Source organism: Streptomyces sp. NPDC002888, assembly GCF_042888465.1.
Classification (GTDB): domain Bacteria; phylum Actinomycetota; class Actinomycetes; order Streptomycetales; family Streptomycetaceae; genus Streptomyces.
Genome location: NZ_JBIAPU010000047.1, coordinates 24,919 through 39,367, shown reverse-complemented (window position 1 = coordinate 39,367; position 14,449 = coordinate 24,919). Strand labels below are relative to the sequence as shown.

Genomic DNA, 14,449 nt, shown 5'->3' with positions numbered 1-14,449 from the left:
GGTGCCGCCTCCGCTCAGGACGGCTCCGCTGGTGTTGCTTGAGTTAGGCAAGCATGATGAATTACTTGAGTCAAGCAATCGAAGAGATTACTTGAGTCAGGCAAGCAGAACGGTAGGGTGAGTCCATGCGCCAGTTACCGCAGGCAACGCCGGCCGCGAAGCTCGCCCGCGGCGCCGGTCAGCACGTCCTGGTCGTCGCCGGTGAACCGGACGTCGCCGATCTGCTCGCCACCACCCTGGAGCTCGCCGGCTACCGGATCGGCGTCACCGCCACCGTCACCGAGGCCCTGGGCCGGCTCGCCGCGCAGCGGTTCGATCTGGTGGTCGTCGACATCACGTCACCCGACATCGAGGCGATGGAGGGGAGCGGCCGACCGAGGATCGCCCATCGCCCACCGGTCCTCATGCTGACCGCCTGTGACTCCCTGGACCGGATCCTCCCCGAACTCGGCCCGGGGGAGCGGGACTACGTCACCAAGCCCTTCCGCATGGCCGAAGTCCTGGCCAGGATGCAGGTGTTGCTGCGCGCGGCGGGCCCCGCTCGCCGGGAGGTCCCCCTGGGCTACCAGGAACTGGCCCTGGACGACGCCCGCTGCCAGGCCCGGCGCGGGTCGCGGGCACTCCACCTCACGCCCGCCGAGTACCGGTTGCTGCGCCACCTCCTCGTCAACGCCCACCGCGTGCTGTCCAAGGAGCAGATCAGCCGGTACGTCTGGGGCGAATTCCGCGGGGACAACGCGATCGAGCAACTCGTCTCCCGGCTGCGGCGGAAGGTGGACCAGGGCGCACCGGCGCTCATCCACACCCGGCGGGGCTTCGGCTACTGGCTCGGGGAGACCGAGAAGGCGGACCGCGCGTGATCCAGGTCACGTCAGGCTTCTGTCAGGGAACTGACCGGAAGGCGTCAGCCCCCTCTGTTTGCATGTGCTCATCGAGGCCTCGCCCCTTCACCCCGGCTCTCCGGCCCGCCCGGAGCCCCCCACCGACCGAGGAGAACCATGGCCCATCCCCTGGCCGGTCCCGCGCCCGAAGCGCCGGACGCCGTCCCCGAGTTCCCGATGCCCCGGGCGGCCCGCTGCCCGTTCGACCCTCCGCCCGCGCTCAAGGAGCTCCAGGAGCAGGGGCCGTTGACGAAGGTGCGGCTGTGGGACGGCAGCGAGCCGTGGCTGGTGACCCGCTACGCCGAGCAGCGGGCGCTGCTGGGCGACCCGAGGGTCAGCGCGGACACCGACCGCCCGGGCTACCCGACGAAGGCCTCACCCGAGGGCGGCGAGGGCAAGCTCAGCTTCATCATGATGGACGACCCCGAACACGCCCGGCTGCGCCGGATGGTGACGGCGCCGTTCGCCATCAAGAAGGTGGAGGCCCTGCGGCCCGCCGTGCAGCGGATCGTGGACGACCTGATCGACGGTCTGCTCGCCGGTCCGCAGCCCGTGGACCTCGTGGAGGCGTTCGCCCTTCCGATCCCCTCGCTGGTGATCTGCGAACTGCTCGGCGTGCCCTATGCCGACCACGACTTCTTCCAGGACAACACCAAGACCATGGTCCACCGGGACGCCACCCCCGAGCAGCGAGGTGCGGCGAGCCGGGAGGTGGGCGCCTACCTCGCCACACTCATCGGCGAGCGGCTCGCCAAGCCGCAGGACGACCTGCTCTCGAGCATCGCCGGACGGATCACCGCAGGGGAGATCGACCACCGGCAGGCGACGGAGATGGCGCTGCTCCTGCTGATCGCGGGCCACGAGACCACCGCGAACATGATCGCCCTCGGCACCCTCGCCCTCCTCCGGAACCCCGACCAGCTCGCCCTGCTGCGCGACACCGACGCCCCCGAAGTCGTCTCCTCCGCGGTCGAGGAGCTGCTGCGCTATCTGCACATCACCCACCTCGGACGGCGCCGGGCGGTCACCGAGGACATCGAGATCGCCGGCCAGGTCCTGAAGGCCGGCGAGGGCGTCATCATGGTCAACGAGATCGCCAACCGCGACCCCGGGGTGTTCCCCGACCCCGACCGGCTCGACCTCACCCGCGACGCCCGCCGGCACGTCGCCTTCGGCTTCGGCGTCCACCAGTGCCTGGGCCAGCCGCTGGCCCGGATGGAGCTCCAGGTCGTCTACGGCACCCTCTACCGGCGCATTCCCACCCTGAAGCTCGCCTGCGCCGTCGAGGACGTCCGGTTCAAGCACGACGCCTTCATCTACGGCGTGCACGAACTGCCCGTGACCTGGTGACGGTCCCCCGTCCCGCAACCGAACAAGAACCACGTCCGACAAAGCCGCGTGTGAAAAAGGGGATTCCCATGAAGGTGGAACTCGAAGCCGACAAGTGCGTCGCCTCGGGGCAGTGTGTGGTCGCCGCCATGGAGGTGTTCGACCAGGACGACGACGGCATCGCGATCCTGCTGGACGAGCAGCCCGGCGCCGAGCTCCTCGACGACGTGCGGGAAGCGGTCGCCGTCTGCCCCGCCGCCGCGATCCGGCTGGTCGAGAAATGAACCGAGTCGTCGTCGTGGGCGCCTCGGCCGCCGGGCTTGCCGCGGCCGAGACGCTGCGCCGCGAGGGCCACGACGGCACCCTCACCCTCGTCGGCGACGAACCGCACCTCCCGTACGACCGGCCGCCGCTGTCGAAGCAGCTCCTGGCCGGGGAGTGGGAGGCCGACCGGCTGGCGCTGCGCACCACCGACGACCTCGCCGCCCTCCACCTCGACCTGCGCCTGGGCGTCGCCGCGACCGGCCTCGACCTGGCCGACCGGGTCGTCCGGCTGGCGGACGGGTCGCAGGTGCCGTACGACGGTCTGATCGTGGCCACCGGGGTCGGGCCCCGTCGGCTGCCGGGCGGGGGCGGGCATGTCCTGCGCACCCTGCACGACGCGCTCGCCCTGCGGGAGCGGCTGCGCCCCGGGCGGCATCTGGTCGTGGTCGGCGCCGGGTTCCTCGGGGCGGAGGCCGCCGCCGTGGCCTGGCGCCTCGGGGCCCGGGTGACGCTCCTCGAACCGGCGCCGGTGCCGCTGGCCCACGCGGTCGGCGAGGAGGTCGGCCGGGTGCTGTCGCAGGCCCACCTGGACCGGGGTGTGGAGCTGCGCACCGGGGTCATCGTGACCGAGGTGACCGACCATGCGGTGCGGCTCGCCGACGGCGAGGTCGTCGAGGCCGACGAGGTGCTGGTGGCGGTCGGCTCGCTGCCCCGCACCGAATGGCTGGCCGGCAGCGGCCTGACCGTGGGCGACGGCGTCGTCTGTGACCAGTACCTGCAGGCCGCCGACGGCGTGTACGCGGCCGGTGACGTGGCCCGCTGGCACAACCCGCTGTTCGGGCTGCCGATGCGCATCGAGCACCGTACGAACGCCGCCGAACAGGGCATGGCCGCCGCCCGCAACCTGCTCGCCCCGGGCGCGCGCAAGCCGTTCGCGCCGGTGCCGTACTTCTGGTCGGACCAGTACGACATGAAGGTCCAGGCGTACGGCTTCCTGCGCGGTCACGACGAGGTCGCCGTCGTGGAGGGCGACCTCGCGCAGCGCCGGTTCGTGGCCGCGTACCGCACCGGCGACCGGGTCAGCGGGGCGCTCGCGGTGGGCATGCCGCCCAGGGTGCTCCGGACGTGGCGCCAGTCGATCGCGTCCGCGGCGGCCTGGGAGGAGGCCGTGCGGGCGCCGGTGTAGCACTGTGATCCCAGGGGCCGGTGGGCCCGGGGCAATGCGGAGAGTAATTTAATTGAGTTACGCAACAAGATGGTAAAGTGGGGTCCATGCCCACCGAACCGCTCCCCACAGCCTCCCCGGAAGTGATCGAGATCGAGCGTGCGCTCAGCCGGATCACCTACCTGAGTACCCGGGCCCGCCAGCACGAACGGCTGATGGCCCTGGCCGGCGTGCCGCTGGACCGGGCCGCCGTGGCGCTGCTGCGTCAGATCGCCGACTCGGAGCCGTTGCGGCCGGGCGAGCTGGCCGCGCGGCTCGGGGTGGAGGCCTCGCACGTCACCCGGACGGTCCAGCAGCTCCAGAAGTCCGGCTACGTCACCCGCGTCCCCGACCCCGACGACGGCCGCGCCCAGCGCATCCAGCTCACCGACACCGGACGCCAGGCCATCGACCGGATCCGCGAGGCCGGGGCGCGCGGCATGCAGCTGGCCCTGGCCGAATGGGCTCCGGAGGAGCTGCGCCGGCTCGCCACGCTCTTCCACCGCATGGTCGACGACTTCCTCACCTACGCCGTCGAAGACGAGAAGGAACAACAGCTGCCCACGACCTGACGGACCTCGGCCGGCCGACAGGGGAAGCCGGCAGGGCGGCGTGCGTGTCTCGCCGCCCCGCCCGTGTGCCGTCGGCCGATCTCCTCCGGGGTGTAAGGGACTTGGGAGCGACCGACCCGGTGGTCGGTCCCCGGCTACCGTCCCGTAATATCGCGCGGCAGGTCGTCAGAGGAGGAACCGTGCCACGGTCCGAACGCTCATCCCTGCTGCTCGCGGGCCTGTTGGTCACCGCGGGTGTCGCCCACTTCGCCGCGCCACGTTCGTTCGACGCGACCGTGCCGCGTGCTCTCCCGGGCTCGCCCCGGACCTGGACGTACGCCAGCGGCGTCGCCGAGCTCGCGCTCGCCGCGGGCGTGGCCCTGCCGCGGACGCGGCGGATCGCCGGCCTGGCCACGGCGGCGTTCTTCGTCGGCGTGTTCCCCGCCAACGTGAAGTTCGCCGTGGACCGGCGCCACCGCCCCACGCCTCAGAAGGCCGCCGCGTTCGGCCGGCTGCCCCTCCAGCTGCCGCTCGTGCTGTGGGCGCGCAGCGTCGCCAAGAGCGCGGAGGGCCGGTCATGACGGAGAGCGTCAAGGTCGGCGACCGGATCGAGGACTTCTCGCTGCCGGACGAGACCGGAACCGAGCGCAGCCTGTCCGGACTCCTCGCCGAGGGCCCGGTGGTGCTCTTCTTCTACCCCGCCGCCCTCACCCCCGGCTGCACCGCCGAGGCCTGCCACTTCCGTGACCTGGCCGCCGAGTTCGCCGCCGTCGGCGCCCGCCCCGTCGGCATCAGCGGAGACACCGTCGACCGCCAGCAGGAGTTCGCCGGACGCCACACACTCGGCATGCCACTGCTCTCCGACGCCGACGGAAAGATCCGGGAGCTGTTCGGCGTGAAGCGCGGCTTCTCGCTGGCGCCCACCAAACGGGTCACCTTCGTCATAGCGCCCGACCGGACCGTCCTGGAGATCGTCCGCAGCGAACTGCGCATGAACACCCACGCCGACCGGGCCCTCGCGGCAGTGCGCGCCCACTCGTCGTAGGAGCCGGCCTCCGCCGCGGTTGATGCTCCGCCGCATCGGGACCATTCTGGACACTATGGAGCATGTCGCCGCTGCGGCGATCATCGACGCCCACGGCAGGGTGACGGGGTGGAGCGAGGGTGCGCGGGTGCTCACGGGCTACTCGGCCGAGGAGGCCGTGGGGCGCCCCGCGGCCGACCTGCTCGCGGAGGAGGTGTCGTCTCGGACGCTCACCGAGCGGACCGGTTTCGTCATGCTGCGCCACCGTGCCGGGCACCCGGTCCCCGTCACCCTGACGGCGTGCCCGGTGCTCGGCCCGGACGGCGAGGCCACGGGCTTCGCCGTCACCACCGAGCGGCCCCGGGACCCGGAGGCCACCCTGGCGGGACAAGCGTTCGAACAGGCGTCCATGTCGATGTCGGTCTTCGACACCCGGCAGCGCTACCTCCGCCTCAACGACGCCGCCTGCCGGGTGATGGGTGTCCCGGAGGAGGCCCTGCTCGGCCGCCACTTCCCGGAGACCGTCGAGGACGCCGTGCACAGCCGCGGCTTCAACAGCAACCTGCGCCAGGTCACCGAGACGGGCAGGCCCGTCCGCTACGAGAGCTTCACCGGTGCGCCCGCCCTCAACCGGGAGCATGCCTGGAGCATCGAGATGTGGCCCGTGCGGGACCCCGCCGGGGAGGTCACCGGGGTCGCCCTGGCCGCGTTCGACAGCAGCGAGCAGTACTGGGCCCGCCAGCGCCTGGCCCTGCTCAACGAGGCGGCGGCCGCCATCGGCACCACCCTGGACGTCGTGCGCACCGCCGAGGAGCTGATCGAACTCCTGGTGCCCGGCTACGCCGACTTCGCCAGCGTCGACCTGCTCGAATGGGTCCTCGGCCCCGACGAACCGCCCCCGGTCCCCGACGGCGAGATCATGATGCGCCGCGTCGCCCACGGCTCCGTCACCGAGGGCACCCCCGAGGCGGCCGTCCACCTGGGCGAGACGGACATCTACCCGCCGTTCTCCCCGCCCGCCCGGGCGCTGCGGTCGGGGCGCGCGATCCTCAGCCAGGCGGGCGAGCCCGACTTCATGCGGTGGGTCGCGGAGCGCAACACCCGCGCCCCGGGAGGCCGCCCCTACCGCCGGGGCGTCCACTCGATGCTCGCCGTCCCGCTGCGGGCCCGCGGCACCACCCTGGGCGTCGTGGTGGGCATCCGCATCGGCGCCGTCGACGACTACGGCGCCGACGACGCCATCCTGGCCGAGGAACTCGCCAGCCGGGCCGCCGTCTGCATCGACAACGCCCGCCGCTTCGCCCGCGAACGCACCACCGCGCTGGCCCTGCAGCACAGCCTGCTGCCGCGCGGCCTGCCCGGACAGGCCGCGGTCGAGGTGGCCCACCGCTATCTGCCCAGCGGGTCGCTCGCGGGCATCGGCGGCGACTGGTTCGACGTCATCCCGCTCTCCGGCAGCCGCGTCGCCCTCGTCGTCGGCGACGTCGTCGGCCACGGCATCCCGTCCTCGGCGACCATGGGCAGGCTCTGTATGGCCGTCCGCACCCTCGCCGACGTCGACCTGCCGCCGGACGAACTCCTCACCCACCTGGACGACCTCGTCACCCATCTGGCCGCGTACGACGGCGGCGAGGACGTCGCGGAGCTCGGCGCCACCTGCCTCTACGCCGTCTACGACCCCGTGGCGCGCCGCCTCACCGCCGCCGCGGCGGGCCACCCGGCCCCGGCCGTCGTCCTGCCCGACGGCACCGCGCGGCTCATCCGCATGACCCCCGGGCCGCCGCTCGGCGTCGGCGGCCTGCCCTTCGAGGCGACAGAACTCGAACTGCCCGAGGGCGCGGTCGTCGCCCTCTACACGGACGGCCTGATCGAGGACCGCGACCGCGACGTGGACCGCGCCACCGCCGAGATGTGCCGCGCCCTGGTCGCGCCCGTCGACTCGCTCGACGACCTCTGCGACACCGTCCTCAAGGCCGTACTGCCGGAGGAGCCCAGCGACGACGTGGCGTTGCTCCTGGCCCGCACCCGCGTGCTGGGCACGGACCAGGTCGCCACCTGGGACGTCCACCCGGACCCCGCGCTGGTGGCCGCCACCCGGCAGGCCGCCACCGACCAGCTGACCGCCTGGGGCCTCGACGAGGCCGCCTTCGTCACCGAACTCGTCGTCAGCGAACTCGTCACCAACGCGATCCGGTACGGCGAACCGCCCATCCAGCTACGGCTGATCCGTGACCGCTCCCTCATCTGCGAGGTCTCCGACGGCAGTTCCACCTCCCCCCACCTGCGCCGCGCCCACGCCTACGACGAGGGCGGACGCGGCCTCCTCCTCGTCGCCCAGCTCACCCAGCGCTGGGGCAGCCGGCAGACGAGCAACGGCAAGACGATCTGGGCCGAACAGCCCCTGCCGCCCCTGTGATCACTGGAACGGGCAGCCCGGGTTCGGCGCGTCCTCGGAGAACGGCGCGCCGTGCGGAAGCACGTACAGCACCTCCAGGACGACCGGTGTGTCGCCCAGGTTGCGGCCGATGTGCACGTTTTTGGGCCCGGCGGGCTCCTGTATGGCGCTGCCCCTCGGATAGACGCCGTCGGAGGCGCAGGCCGAGTCGAAGTGGCTGAGCGTGCCCTGCTTCACCACGCCGTACAGCGGACCGTCGTGGTAGTGCCAGCCGGTGGCCTGACCGGCCGGTATGGTGATCTCTCTGAGGACGTAGTCCGTGTCGCCCACGGTCGACCGGGCGATCAGCCGGGCACTCACACCTGGCCCGGGCGGCGTCGCCTGTGCGCTTGTGGTGCCGACGAAGACGGTCGCGGCGACGAGAGCGCCGGTCAGGGCGGTGCGGAGTGAGGTGCGCATACGAAGGGCCTCCTGGTTCGCACGGGCGAGCACGACGTGCCGTCGTGTCGCTGCGAACATAGAGGCGCGCAAGGGCAGTTCGGGCCGCTTTCCGCGGATCGCCCTGGGGCCGGGGATGCTGGACGGCGGGCGGGGCGCGCGGCGCCGGGGGACGCCGGGGCGGGCGCGTGGTCTCGGGGGCGATGTCGGTCGGCGGGCAGGTCGCTCAACCTCGCTCATTCCTCCGCGGCGACCTGGCCGAGCGTGCGGCCCGTGCGCGCCGACCGTGCCCGGCGCGGGTCGGGCGTCCTGTGCCCCTGCCGCTCTCCGCGGCCGGCCCTGACGAGCAGCCACGCCTCCTCGCCGTCGTCCCCGCCCCGGAACCGGGTCAGCGCGTACTCGCCGTGCAGCTTCGACCCGTGCAGCCGGAACGTCGCATGCCCCCGCCGCAGGGACTCCTCGAAGTCGACGGCCCGCCCCTTGCGGTCGTGGCTGAGAGGCTCGTAGGTCCCGCGGTCCCAGACGATCACGGTTCCGCCGCCGTACTCGCCCCGGGGGATGACACCCTCGAACTCCTCGTACTCCAGCGGATGGTCCTCCGTGGGCACGGCGAGCCGCTTGTCCTTCGGGTCCTGAGACGGCCCCTTCGGGATCGACCACGACTTCAGTACGTCCTCCACCTGCAACCGGAAGTCGAAGTGCAGCGTGCTCGCGTCATGGATCTGCACGACGAACCGGGGCTCCTCCCCGGCCCGCGCCGTCCGTCCCCCGGGCTCCGCGGTCCGGGCGAAGTCGCGCTTGCCGTGGTACTCCCGCAGCCGCTCCTGCTCACCCACGTGCTCACTCCTTCCGGCGGCGCTCCGGCAGCCCACCGGGTACCCCGGCCCGGGGGCTCAGAACTCCTCGTGCGTCTCGGGGTCCCCGCCGATGCGGTGGTGCGCCCGGTCGGACACCGCCCGCATCTGGGCGGGGCCGAGGGAGAAACCGAAGACGTCGAGGTTGGCGCGCTGCCGCTCAGGGCTCGCCGACTTGGGGATCGGCACGGCGCCCAGCTGGACGTGCCAGCGCAGCACGACCTGGGCGGGCGTGACGCCGAGGGACTCGGCGGTCGCGACGACGGCAGGGTCCTCCAGAAGACGTGTGCCGCGGCCCAGCGGGGACCAGCTCTCGGTGCGGATGCCCTTGGCCTCGTGGAAGGCGCGCAGCTCCTCCTGCGGGAGGTGGGGATGCAGTTCGATCTGGTTGACGGAGGGGAGGACCCCGGTCTCCTTCTGCAGACGCTCGATGTGGGCGGCGGTGAAGTTGGAGACGCCGATCGAACGGACCAGACCGTCCTCACGGAGCTTGATCATGGCCTTCCACGCGTCGACGTACCGGTCGACGCGGGGGAGCGGCCAGTGGATCAGATAGAGGTCCACGTACTCCAGGCCGAGCCGTGCCCGCGACTCCTCGAAGGAGGCGAGCGTCTCGTCGTGACCGTGGTGCCGGCCGGGGAGCTTCGTCGTCACCACGACCTCTTCGCGCGGGACACCGCTGCGGGCCAGGCCGCGGCCGACGCCGCTCTCGTTGCGATAGTTCGTCGCCGTGTCGAGAAGGCGGTAGCCCTGGCCGAGGGCGCCTGCCACCGCCTCCTCCGCCTGGGCGTCGTTCATCGGCCAGGTACCGAGACCGATCGCGGGGAGCGCCGTGCCGTCGTTGAGCTGGTGCGCCGGAATGTCGATCACCGTGGAGCCTTCCCTTCGACTGAGCCGTACCCCCAGCGTCACGGATGGGGAGGGGATCGATCAAACGCACGGGCTCAGAAATTGGAGATCACGCTGGTCAGCACCTGGCCGATGACCCTCGGGTCCTTCGCGTCGTACGCGCGGGCTCCGGTCGCCGCGGCGATCTTTCCGAGTACGGTCCTGCCGCCCGCGTCCTGCTCGTCCGCGTCGGAGCCGTAGGCGATGGTGAAGATCCGGATCCGGTGGTCGGAGCCACCGACACGGGAGAGGACCTCCTCCAGCGTCGGCCGGGCGGGCACGCCTTCGTTGCGCCCGTCGGTGAGCAGCACGATGGCGTTGATGGCGTCCGGGTCGTAGTCCTCGCGCAGGGCCTTCGCCGCCGCGTCGACGGTGCCGTACAGCCCGGTGGCGCCGTTGGGGACGAGGGCGCCCACTTCTGTGGTGAGCTGCTTGCGGCGGGTGACGCCGTCGGCGCCGGGCGCCGGACCGTCCATCGGGCCGATGGGCATCAGCTCCTTGTAGTGGTGCTTGCCGTCGAGGTTCGCCGCGTTGGAGAACTTCCACAGACCGACCCGGTCGGCCGGTCCGAACTCGCCGAACAGGGCCGGTTCGGCGTCCTTCAGCAACTGCATCTTGGTCTTGCCGGTGCCGGGCACCTTGTCCTCCATGGACAGCGACGTGTCGATGACGACGAGGACGTGGGCCGGGCGGCGCAGCCGGGACCAGGTCTGCTGGATCCGTTCGAGGGCCGGGCCCTTCGGCGCGTTGTAGGCGGAGAGCTCGGTGCCGGGCAGCGCGCCGTTCTGCTCGGTGATCGACGGGCCCGGCTTCCGGTCGTGGGTCCGGTACCCGTAGGGCGCGAAGTACTTCTTGTACACGGCGGGGTCGTGCAGGTGGTGGAGGAAGTCCGCGGAGACCGTCCCCTTGGCCGCGGGCAGGTCGTTGAGCGTGACGTAGGGGTGGTCGCTGACCGGGTTGCTGTCCTTCGGGTACAGCGACACGAGCGGGGTCCTGGGTTTGTCGGTCTTCGCGCACTCCGGCTCGTCGCTGTACGCGCCGCAGGGGTAGCCCTGGTTGTAGGCCACGACCGCGTTCTCCTCGACGGTGACGGCGGAGATGTAGCGCGTCGCCTCGTCCTCACCGCCCGAGTCGTCGGCGGCGCGCAGGTTCGCCAGGAACGTCAGGGTGGTGTCGCCGTAGTGGACCACCGACTTCTCGATGGTCTTGACGAGCGCCTGGTTGGCGGGGGCGTCGATGTCCTTCGCGGACAGTTCGCCGCTGGTGCCGGTGCGGGCGTAGAAGGCGCCGATGGTCGCGTTGAGGCCGGAGGTGGAGTAGTGGGGGTTCGTCTTGCCCAGCTTGAGGGCGCCCCACTGCTTCTCGCCCCGCTCGGTCCAGAAGTCCGCCGGGTCCTCGGCCCACTTCGCCAGGTCCTTCCAGCCGATCCGCTGCTCCGGCCAGCCCAGGGCCGTGGCCATCGTCTTGGGCATCGCGATCGTCAGAGGGCTGGTGACGATCGGCTGGGCCGTCTCCGGGAGTCGCTCGAGAGCCTTGGGCGTCGCCTTCGTACGGGCCAGTGCCAGCCACTCGCTGCCTGCGGGCGACCACACGTCCGGGGGCGTGGGTCCGTCGGCCTCGGTCCAGCCCTTGGCCAAAGCGCGCATCGCCGTACCGGAGTTGACGCCGCTGACGGCGATCTTCACACAGTGGCCGTCGGTGCGCCGGGCCCCGTAGTCGGCGGCGGCCTCCTGGAGCGACTTGGACAGATCGATGGAGGCGGCTATGCGCAGGGTGGTGTCGGCCTTGTCCGCGGGGCAGGTCGGCAGGCTGGAGGCGAAAGGGTTCCCCGGGCCGGGGCCCGCCCCGTCGTCTCCGGAGAACAGGACGGGGACGAGTGCTCCCAGGATCAGGACGAAGGCGAGCGCGGTGGCACGGAGCGGCGTGAGGTGCCTGCGTGCGGCCCGCAGGCCTCGTAAGAGGGGCGCGCGGAGCCCGGACAGCAATAAGGGGTCTGCGGCCTGCGAGGCCCGGTGGGCCGGCTTCCGCCCAGGCACCCGGGCGGCGCCGGGGCCGGCGGCGGCGTCGTCGGTGCCGGGCGAGGCGGCCGGGGCGGCCGGGGCGGAGGATCCCGGCGGGTCGGAGAGGGGCGTCGCGGTGGAGGCGGAGGGCGCCGACCGGCCGGTGCCGGGGCCGTCCGAGAAGACGGCGAGCGCGGGCGATACCGGGCCTTGGCGGGTGGCGGGGCCGGTCAGGGTGGGCGGGGGAGCGACGGCGGGTCTTTCCTGCGCGCCTCTTTCCGGAATGGATCTTTCCGTCGCCACGGGTTCCGGTACGGGTCTCTCCGCGGTGGGCGCGGGCTCCGGCGCGGGTCTCTCGGTGGCGGCCGCGGGTTCCGGCGCGGGTCTCTCGGTGGCGGCCGCGGACTCCGGTATGGATCTCTCGACGGCGGCCGCGGGTTCCGGTACGGGTCTCTCCGTGGCGGCCGCGGGTTCCGGTGCTGGTCTTTCCATGGCTGCCGGTTCCGGCACTCCGGTTGCTCCGGGACCGGCCGAAGCTCCGGCGTCTGCCCCCACCGCGGAACCGTGGGCCGGCAGGGAACTCCCCGCCCCTCCACCACCCTGCGCCGCCAGGGCCCCGACGCCGTGTCCGGGATCCGGCCGCGCCACGACGCTCTTGGCGAACTCCCTGAGGACGGCGACGGCGATCGTCGCGGCACGCGAGGCCGCGATCCGCTGGGTGCCCTTGGCGTCCGCCTCCCGCTTGCGGCCGTCGGCCTTGTCGCTGATGCAGCGGATCGTCAGGGTGTCCAGCCTGCCGCTGACGTGCGCGGCCCGGGCGACCCCGGCGCTCTCCATCTCGATGGCGACGGCGTCGTTGTAGTTCTTCTCCAGGTGCTCCGAGAGGTTCGACGCCCGGTCGTTGAGCACCACCTCGCCGGCGGCTATCGGCTTGTAGTGGACCGTGACGTCCGGCTCGTGGGTGGCCCGGTACGCCGCCTGCAACAGCCGCCACGAGGCGTCCCAGGCGCGGGGGCGGGCGAGGGAGGCGCCCGGGTTCACCTTCGCGCCGTGGTAGGCGTAGATGCGGGTGGCGACGACGACGTCGCCGATCTCGAGATCCTCGCTCAGCGCGCCCGCGACCCCGACGAAGAGCAGGGCCCTGGGGCCGAACAGGTTGTAGGCCTGCCCGGTGATCAGGGCCGCGTTCTCGTTGCCCTCGCCGATCAGCGCCACGGCGGCCGTGAGGCCGGTGTCGGCGAGCCGCCCGCAGTCGAAGACCGTCCCGTAGTCGTCCTCGCGCCGCACCACGTCACTGAGGTGCGCGCGTACGGCTGCGTACTCCACGGGCAGCGCCGTGAGGATCACCACGGTGGGAGGAGAGTCTGTCACCTGATAACCGGGCCTCTGCTCCGACTTGTCGACTGCGACCTGGGGGAAACACCGTAGCGGCGAGGTGCCGTTATGGCAGCAAGTCCGGCAAGCCCGAAGGCCGTTGAGCTGAAATCGTGACGGGATTCGATTCGATTCGACGGGACGGCCCCCTTCCGGCCCCCTTCCGAAAGGCCCTGTCGCCCCCTCGGGCGATCGCTGTCACGATCTCCCCGGAGCCGGTACCACGACCAGACGATCAACGGAGCGCGCATGAGCACGGACTGGGGCACGGGGGAGAGGGACACGGGGGAGAGGGCGGAGCGGACGGCGGGGATCGAGGCGCGGCCGGTCGCCGGGCACATCGGTGCCGAGATCACCGGCGTCGACCTGGCCGACGGCCTCGACGACGCCCAGGTCGCGGCGATCAGGGCGGCGGTGCTGCGCTGGAAGGTCGTGTTCTTCCGCGGACAGCGGCTCGACCACGCCGGGCACGTGGCCTTCGCGCGCCGCTTCGGCGAACCGGTCGTGCTGCGCAAGCGCGGAAGCGCCTCACCGCCGCAATACCCCGAGATCGAGACCACCGCCGACCGGCTGGAGCTGGGCGGCCGCTTCGGCATGGAGCACGACGAGTGGCTCCAGCGCCGGCGGCACACCCTGCTGCGCGGCTGGCACTGCGACCACGGCGCCCGCATCGACCCGCCCGCCGCCACGATCCTGCGCGCCGAGACCGTCCCGCCCTACGGCGGCGACACCACCTGGTCCAACCTGGCCGCCGCGTACGCCGGACTCTCCGCGCCGGTACGGGAGTTCACCGCCGGCCTGCGGGCCGAGCACCGGCTCGGCGTGGGCTACCAGCCGCGCCCCGGCGACGACGCCTACCTCCGCCATCTGCTGGACCACCAGGTCGCGTCCCTGCACCCGCTGGTGCGCGTCCACCCCGAGACGGGAGAGCGGGTGCTGTACGTCAACGGTTACTACGTCGAGCAGATCGCCGACGTCTCCCGGGCGGAGAGCCGGGCGCTCCTGGACATGCTGCTGGAGCAGGCGGTCCGCCCCGAGTACACCGTCCGCTTCCGCTGGGAGCCGGGCAGCGTGGCCTTCTGGGACAACCGGGCCACCATCCACCTCGCCCCCGGCGACAACGCCCACCTGGACTTCCCCCGGACCATGCACCGGGTGATGCTCGCCGGGGACGTGCCGGTCGGGGTGGACGGCAAGCCGTCGGAGCCCATCACGGGGACCGAGCCGGGCCGCTGGTGAGGCCGACC

The 14,449-nt window shown here is 72.3% G+C and carries 13 protein-coding genes; 9 read left to right on the top strand and 4 right to left on the bottom strand.

The annotated features are described in order from the left end of the window. Nucleotides 1–125 precede the first annotated feature (125 nt). The 8 genes from ACFYWX_RS45375 to ACFYWX_RS45340 all read left to right on the top strand — a co-directional run bounded on the left by ACFYWX_RS45375 (nucleotide 126) and on the right by ACFYWX_RS45340 (nucleotide 7,669). A complete protein-coding gene (locus ACFYWX_RS45375; RefSeq protein WP_389431326.1) occupies nucleotides 126–860 on the top strand; it encodes a response regulator transcription factor in 735 nt (244 codons plus the stop codon). A gap of 138 nt (nucleotides 861–998) precedes the next feature. After that, entirely contained in the window at nucleotides 999–2,231 is a 1,233-nt protein-coding gene (locus ACFYWX_RS45370; RefSeq protein WP_389431324.1) for a cytochrome P450, read from the top strand. A gap of 68 nt (nucleotides 2,232–2,299) precedes the next feature. After that, on the top strand, nucleotides 2,300–2,494 hold the full coding sequence (locus ACFYWX_RS45365; RefSeq protein ID WP_389431323.1) for a ferredoxin: 195 nt from the start codon (nucleotides 2,300–2,302) through the stop codon (nucleotides 2,492–2,494). Continuing rightward, nucleotides 2,491–3,660, top strand: coding sequence for an NAD(P)/FAD-dependent oxidoreductase (locus ACFYWX_RS45360; protein WP_389431322.1), 1,170 nt, complete (start codon nucleotides 2,491–2,493; stop codon nucleotides 3,658–3,660). The genes ACFYWX_RS45365 and ACFYWX_RS45360 overlap by 4 nt, the downstream gene beginning before the upstream one ends. A gap of 86 nt (nucleotides 3,661–3,746) precedes the next feature. Further along, nucleotides 3,747–4,250 carry a MarR family winged helix-turn-helix transcriptional regulator gene (locus tag ACFYWX_RS45355; RefSeq protein ID WP_389431321.1) on the top strand — a complete coding sequence of 168 codons (504 nt, stop codon included), beginning with the start codon at nucleotides 3,747–3,749 and terminating at the stop codon, nucleotides 4,248–4,250. 179 nt (nucleotides 4,251–4,429) lie between these two features. Then, nucleotides 4,430–4,810: a DoxX family protein gene (locus ACFYWX_RS45350; protein WP_389431320.1), complete on the top strand. Its 381-nt coding sequence runs from the start codon at nucleotides 4,430–4,432 to the stop codon at nucleotides 4,808–4,810. Beyond that, nucleotides 4,807–5,274 carry a peroxiredoxin gene (locus ACFYWX_RS45345; RefSeq protein ID WP_389431319.1) on the top strand — a complete coding sequence of 156 codons (468 nt, stop codon included), beginning with the start codon at nucleotides 4,807–4,809 and terminating at the stop codon, nucleotides 5,272–5,274. Before ACFYWX_RS45350 ends, ACFYWX_RS45345 begins: the two co-directional genes overlap by 4 nt. Before the next feature lie 55 nt (nucleotides 5,275–5,329). After that, the gene (locus ACFYWX_RS45340) at nucleotides 5,330–7,669 is read left to right on the top strand and encodes a SpoIIE family protein phosphatase (RefSeq protein WP_389431318.1); all 2,340 of its coding nucleotides are present in this window, start codon (nucleotides 5,330–5,332) and stop codon (nucleotides 7,667–7,669) included. Here ACFYWX_RS45340 and ACFYWX_RS45335 read toward each other — a convergent pair whose 3' ends face one another. From ACFYWX_RS45335 to ACFYWX_RS45320, 4 genes are all read right to left on the bottom strand, one after another. Then, nucleotides 7,670–8,107: a cupin domain-containing protein gene (locus ACFYWX_RS45335; protein ID WP_389431317.1), complete on the bottom strand. Its 438-nt coding sequence runs from the start codon at nucleotides 8,105–8,107 to the stop codon at nucleotides 7,670–7,672. It abuts the gene before it with no gap. Between the two features lie 215 nt (nucleotides 8,108–8,322). Next, the gene (locus ACFYWX_RS45330) at nucleotides 8,323–8,922 is read right to left on the bottom strand and encodes a DNA polymerase ligase N-terminal domain-containing protein (RefSeq protein WP_389431315.1); all 600 of its coding nucleotides are present in this window, start codon (nucleotides 8,920–8,922) and stop codon (nucleotides 8,323–8,325) included. A gap of 57 nt (nucleotides 8,923–8,979) precedes the next feature. Next, nucleotides 8,980–9,810, bottom strand: coding sequence for an aldo/keto reductase (locus ACFYWX_RS45325; protein WP_389431313.1), 831 nt, complete (start codon nucleotides 9,808–9,810; stop codon nucleotides 8,980–8,982). 74 nt (nucleotides 9,811–9,884) lie between these two features. After that, complete coding sequence (locus ACFYWX_RS45320) at nucleotides 9,885–13,199, bottom strand: hypothetical protein (RefSeq protein WP_389431311.1); 3,315 nt, start codon at nucleotides 13,197–13,199, stop codon at nucleotides 9,885–9,887. A 252-nt stretch (nucleotides 13,200–13,451) separates the two neighbouring features. On the opposite strand from ACFYWX_RS45320, the gene ACFYWX_RS45315 reads away from it, so the two are divergent. Then, nucleotides 13,452–14,441 (top strand): TauD/TfdA dioxygenase family protein, encoded by a 990-nt coding sequence (locus ACFYWX_RS45315; RefSeq protein WP_389431310.1) that lies wholly within the window; start codon nucleotides 13,452–13,454, stop codon nucleotides 14,439–14,441. Nucleotides 14,442–14,449: the final 8 nt, after the last annotated feature.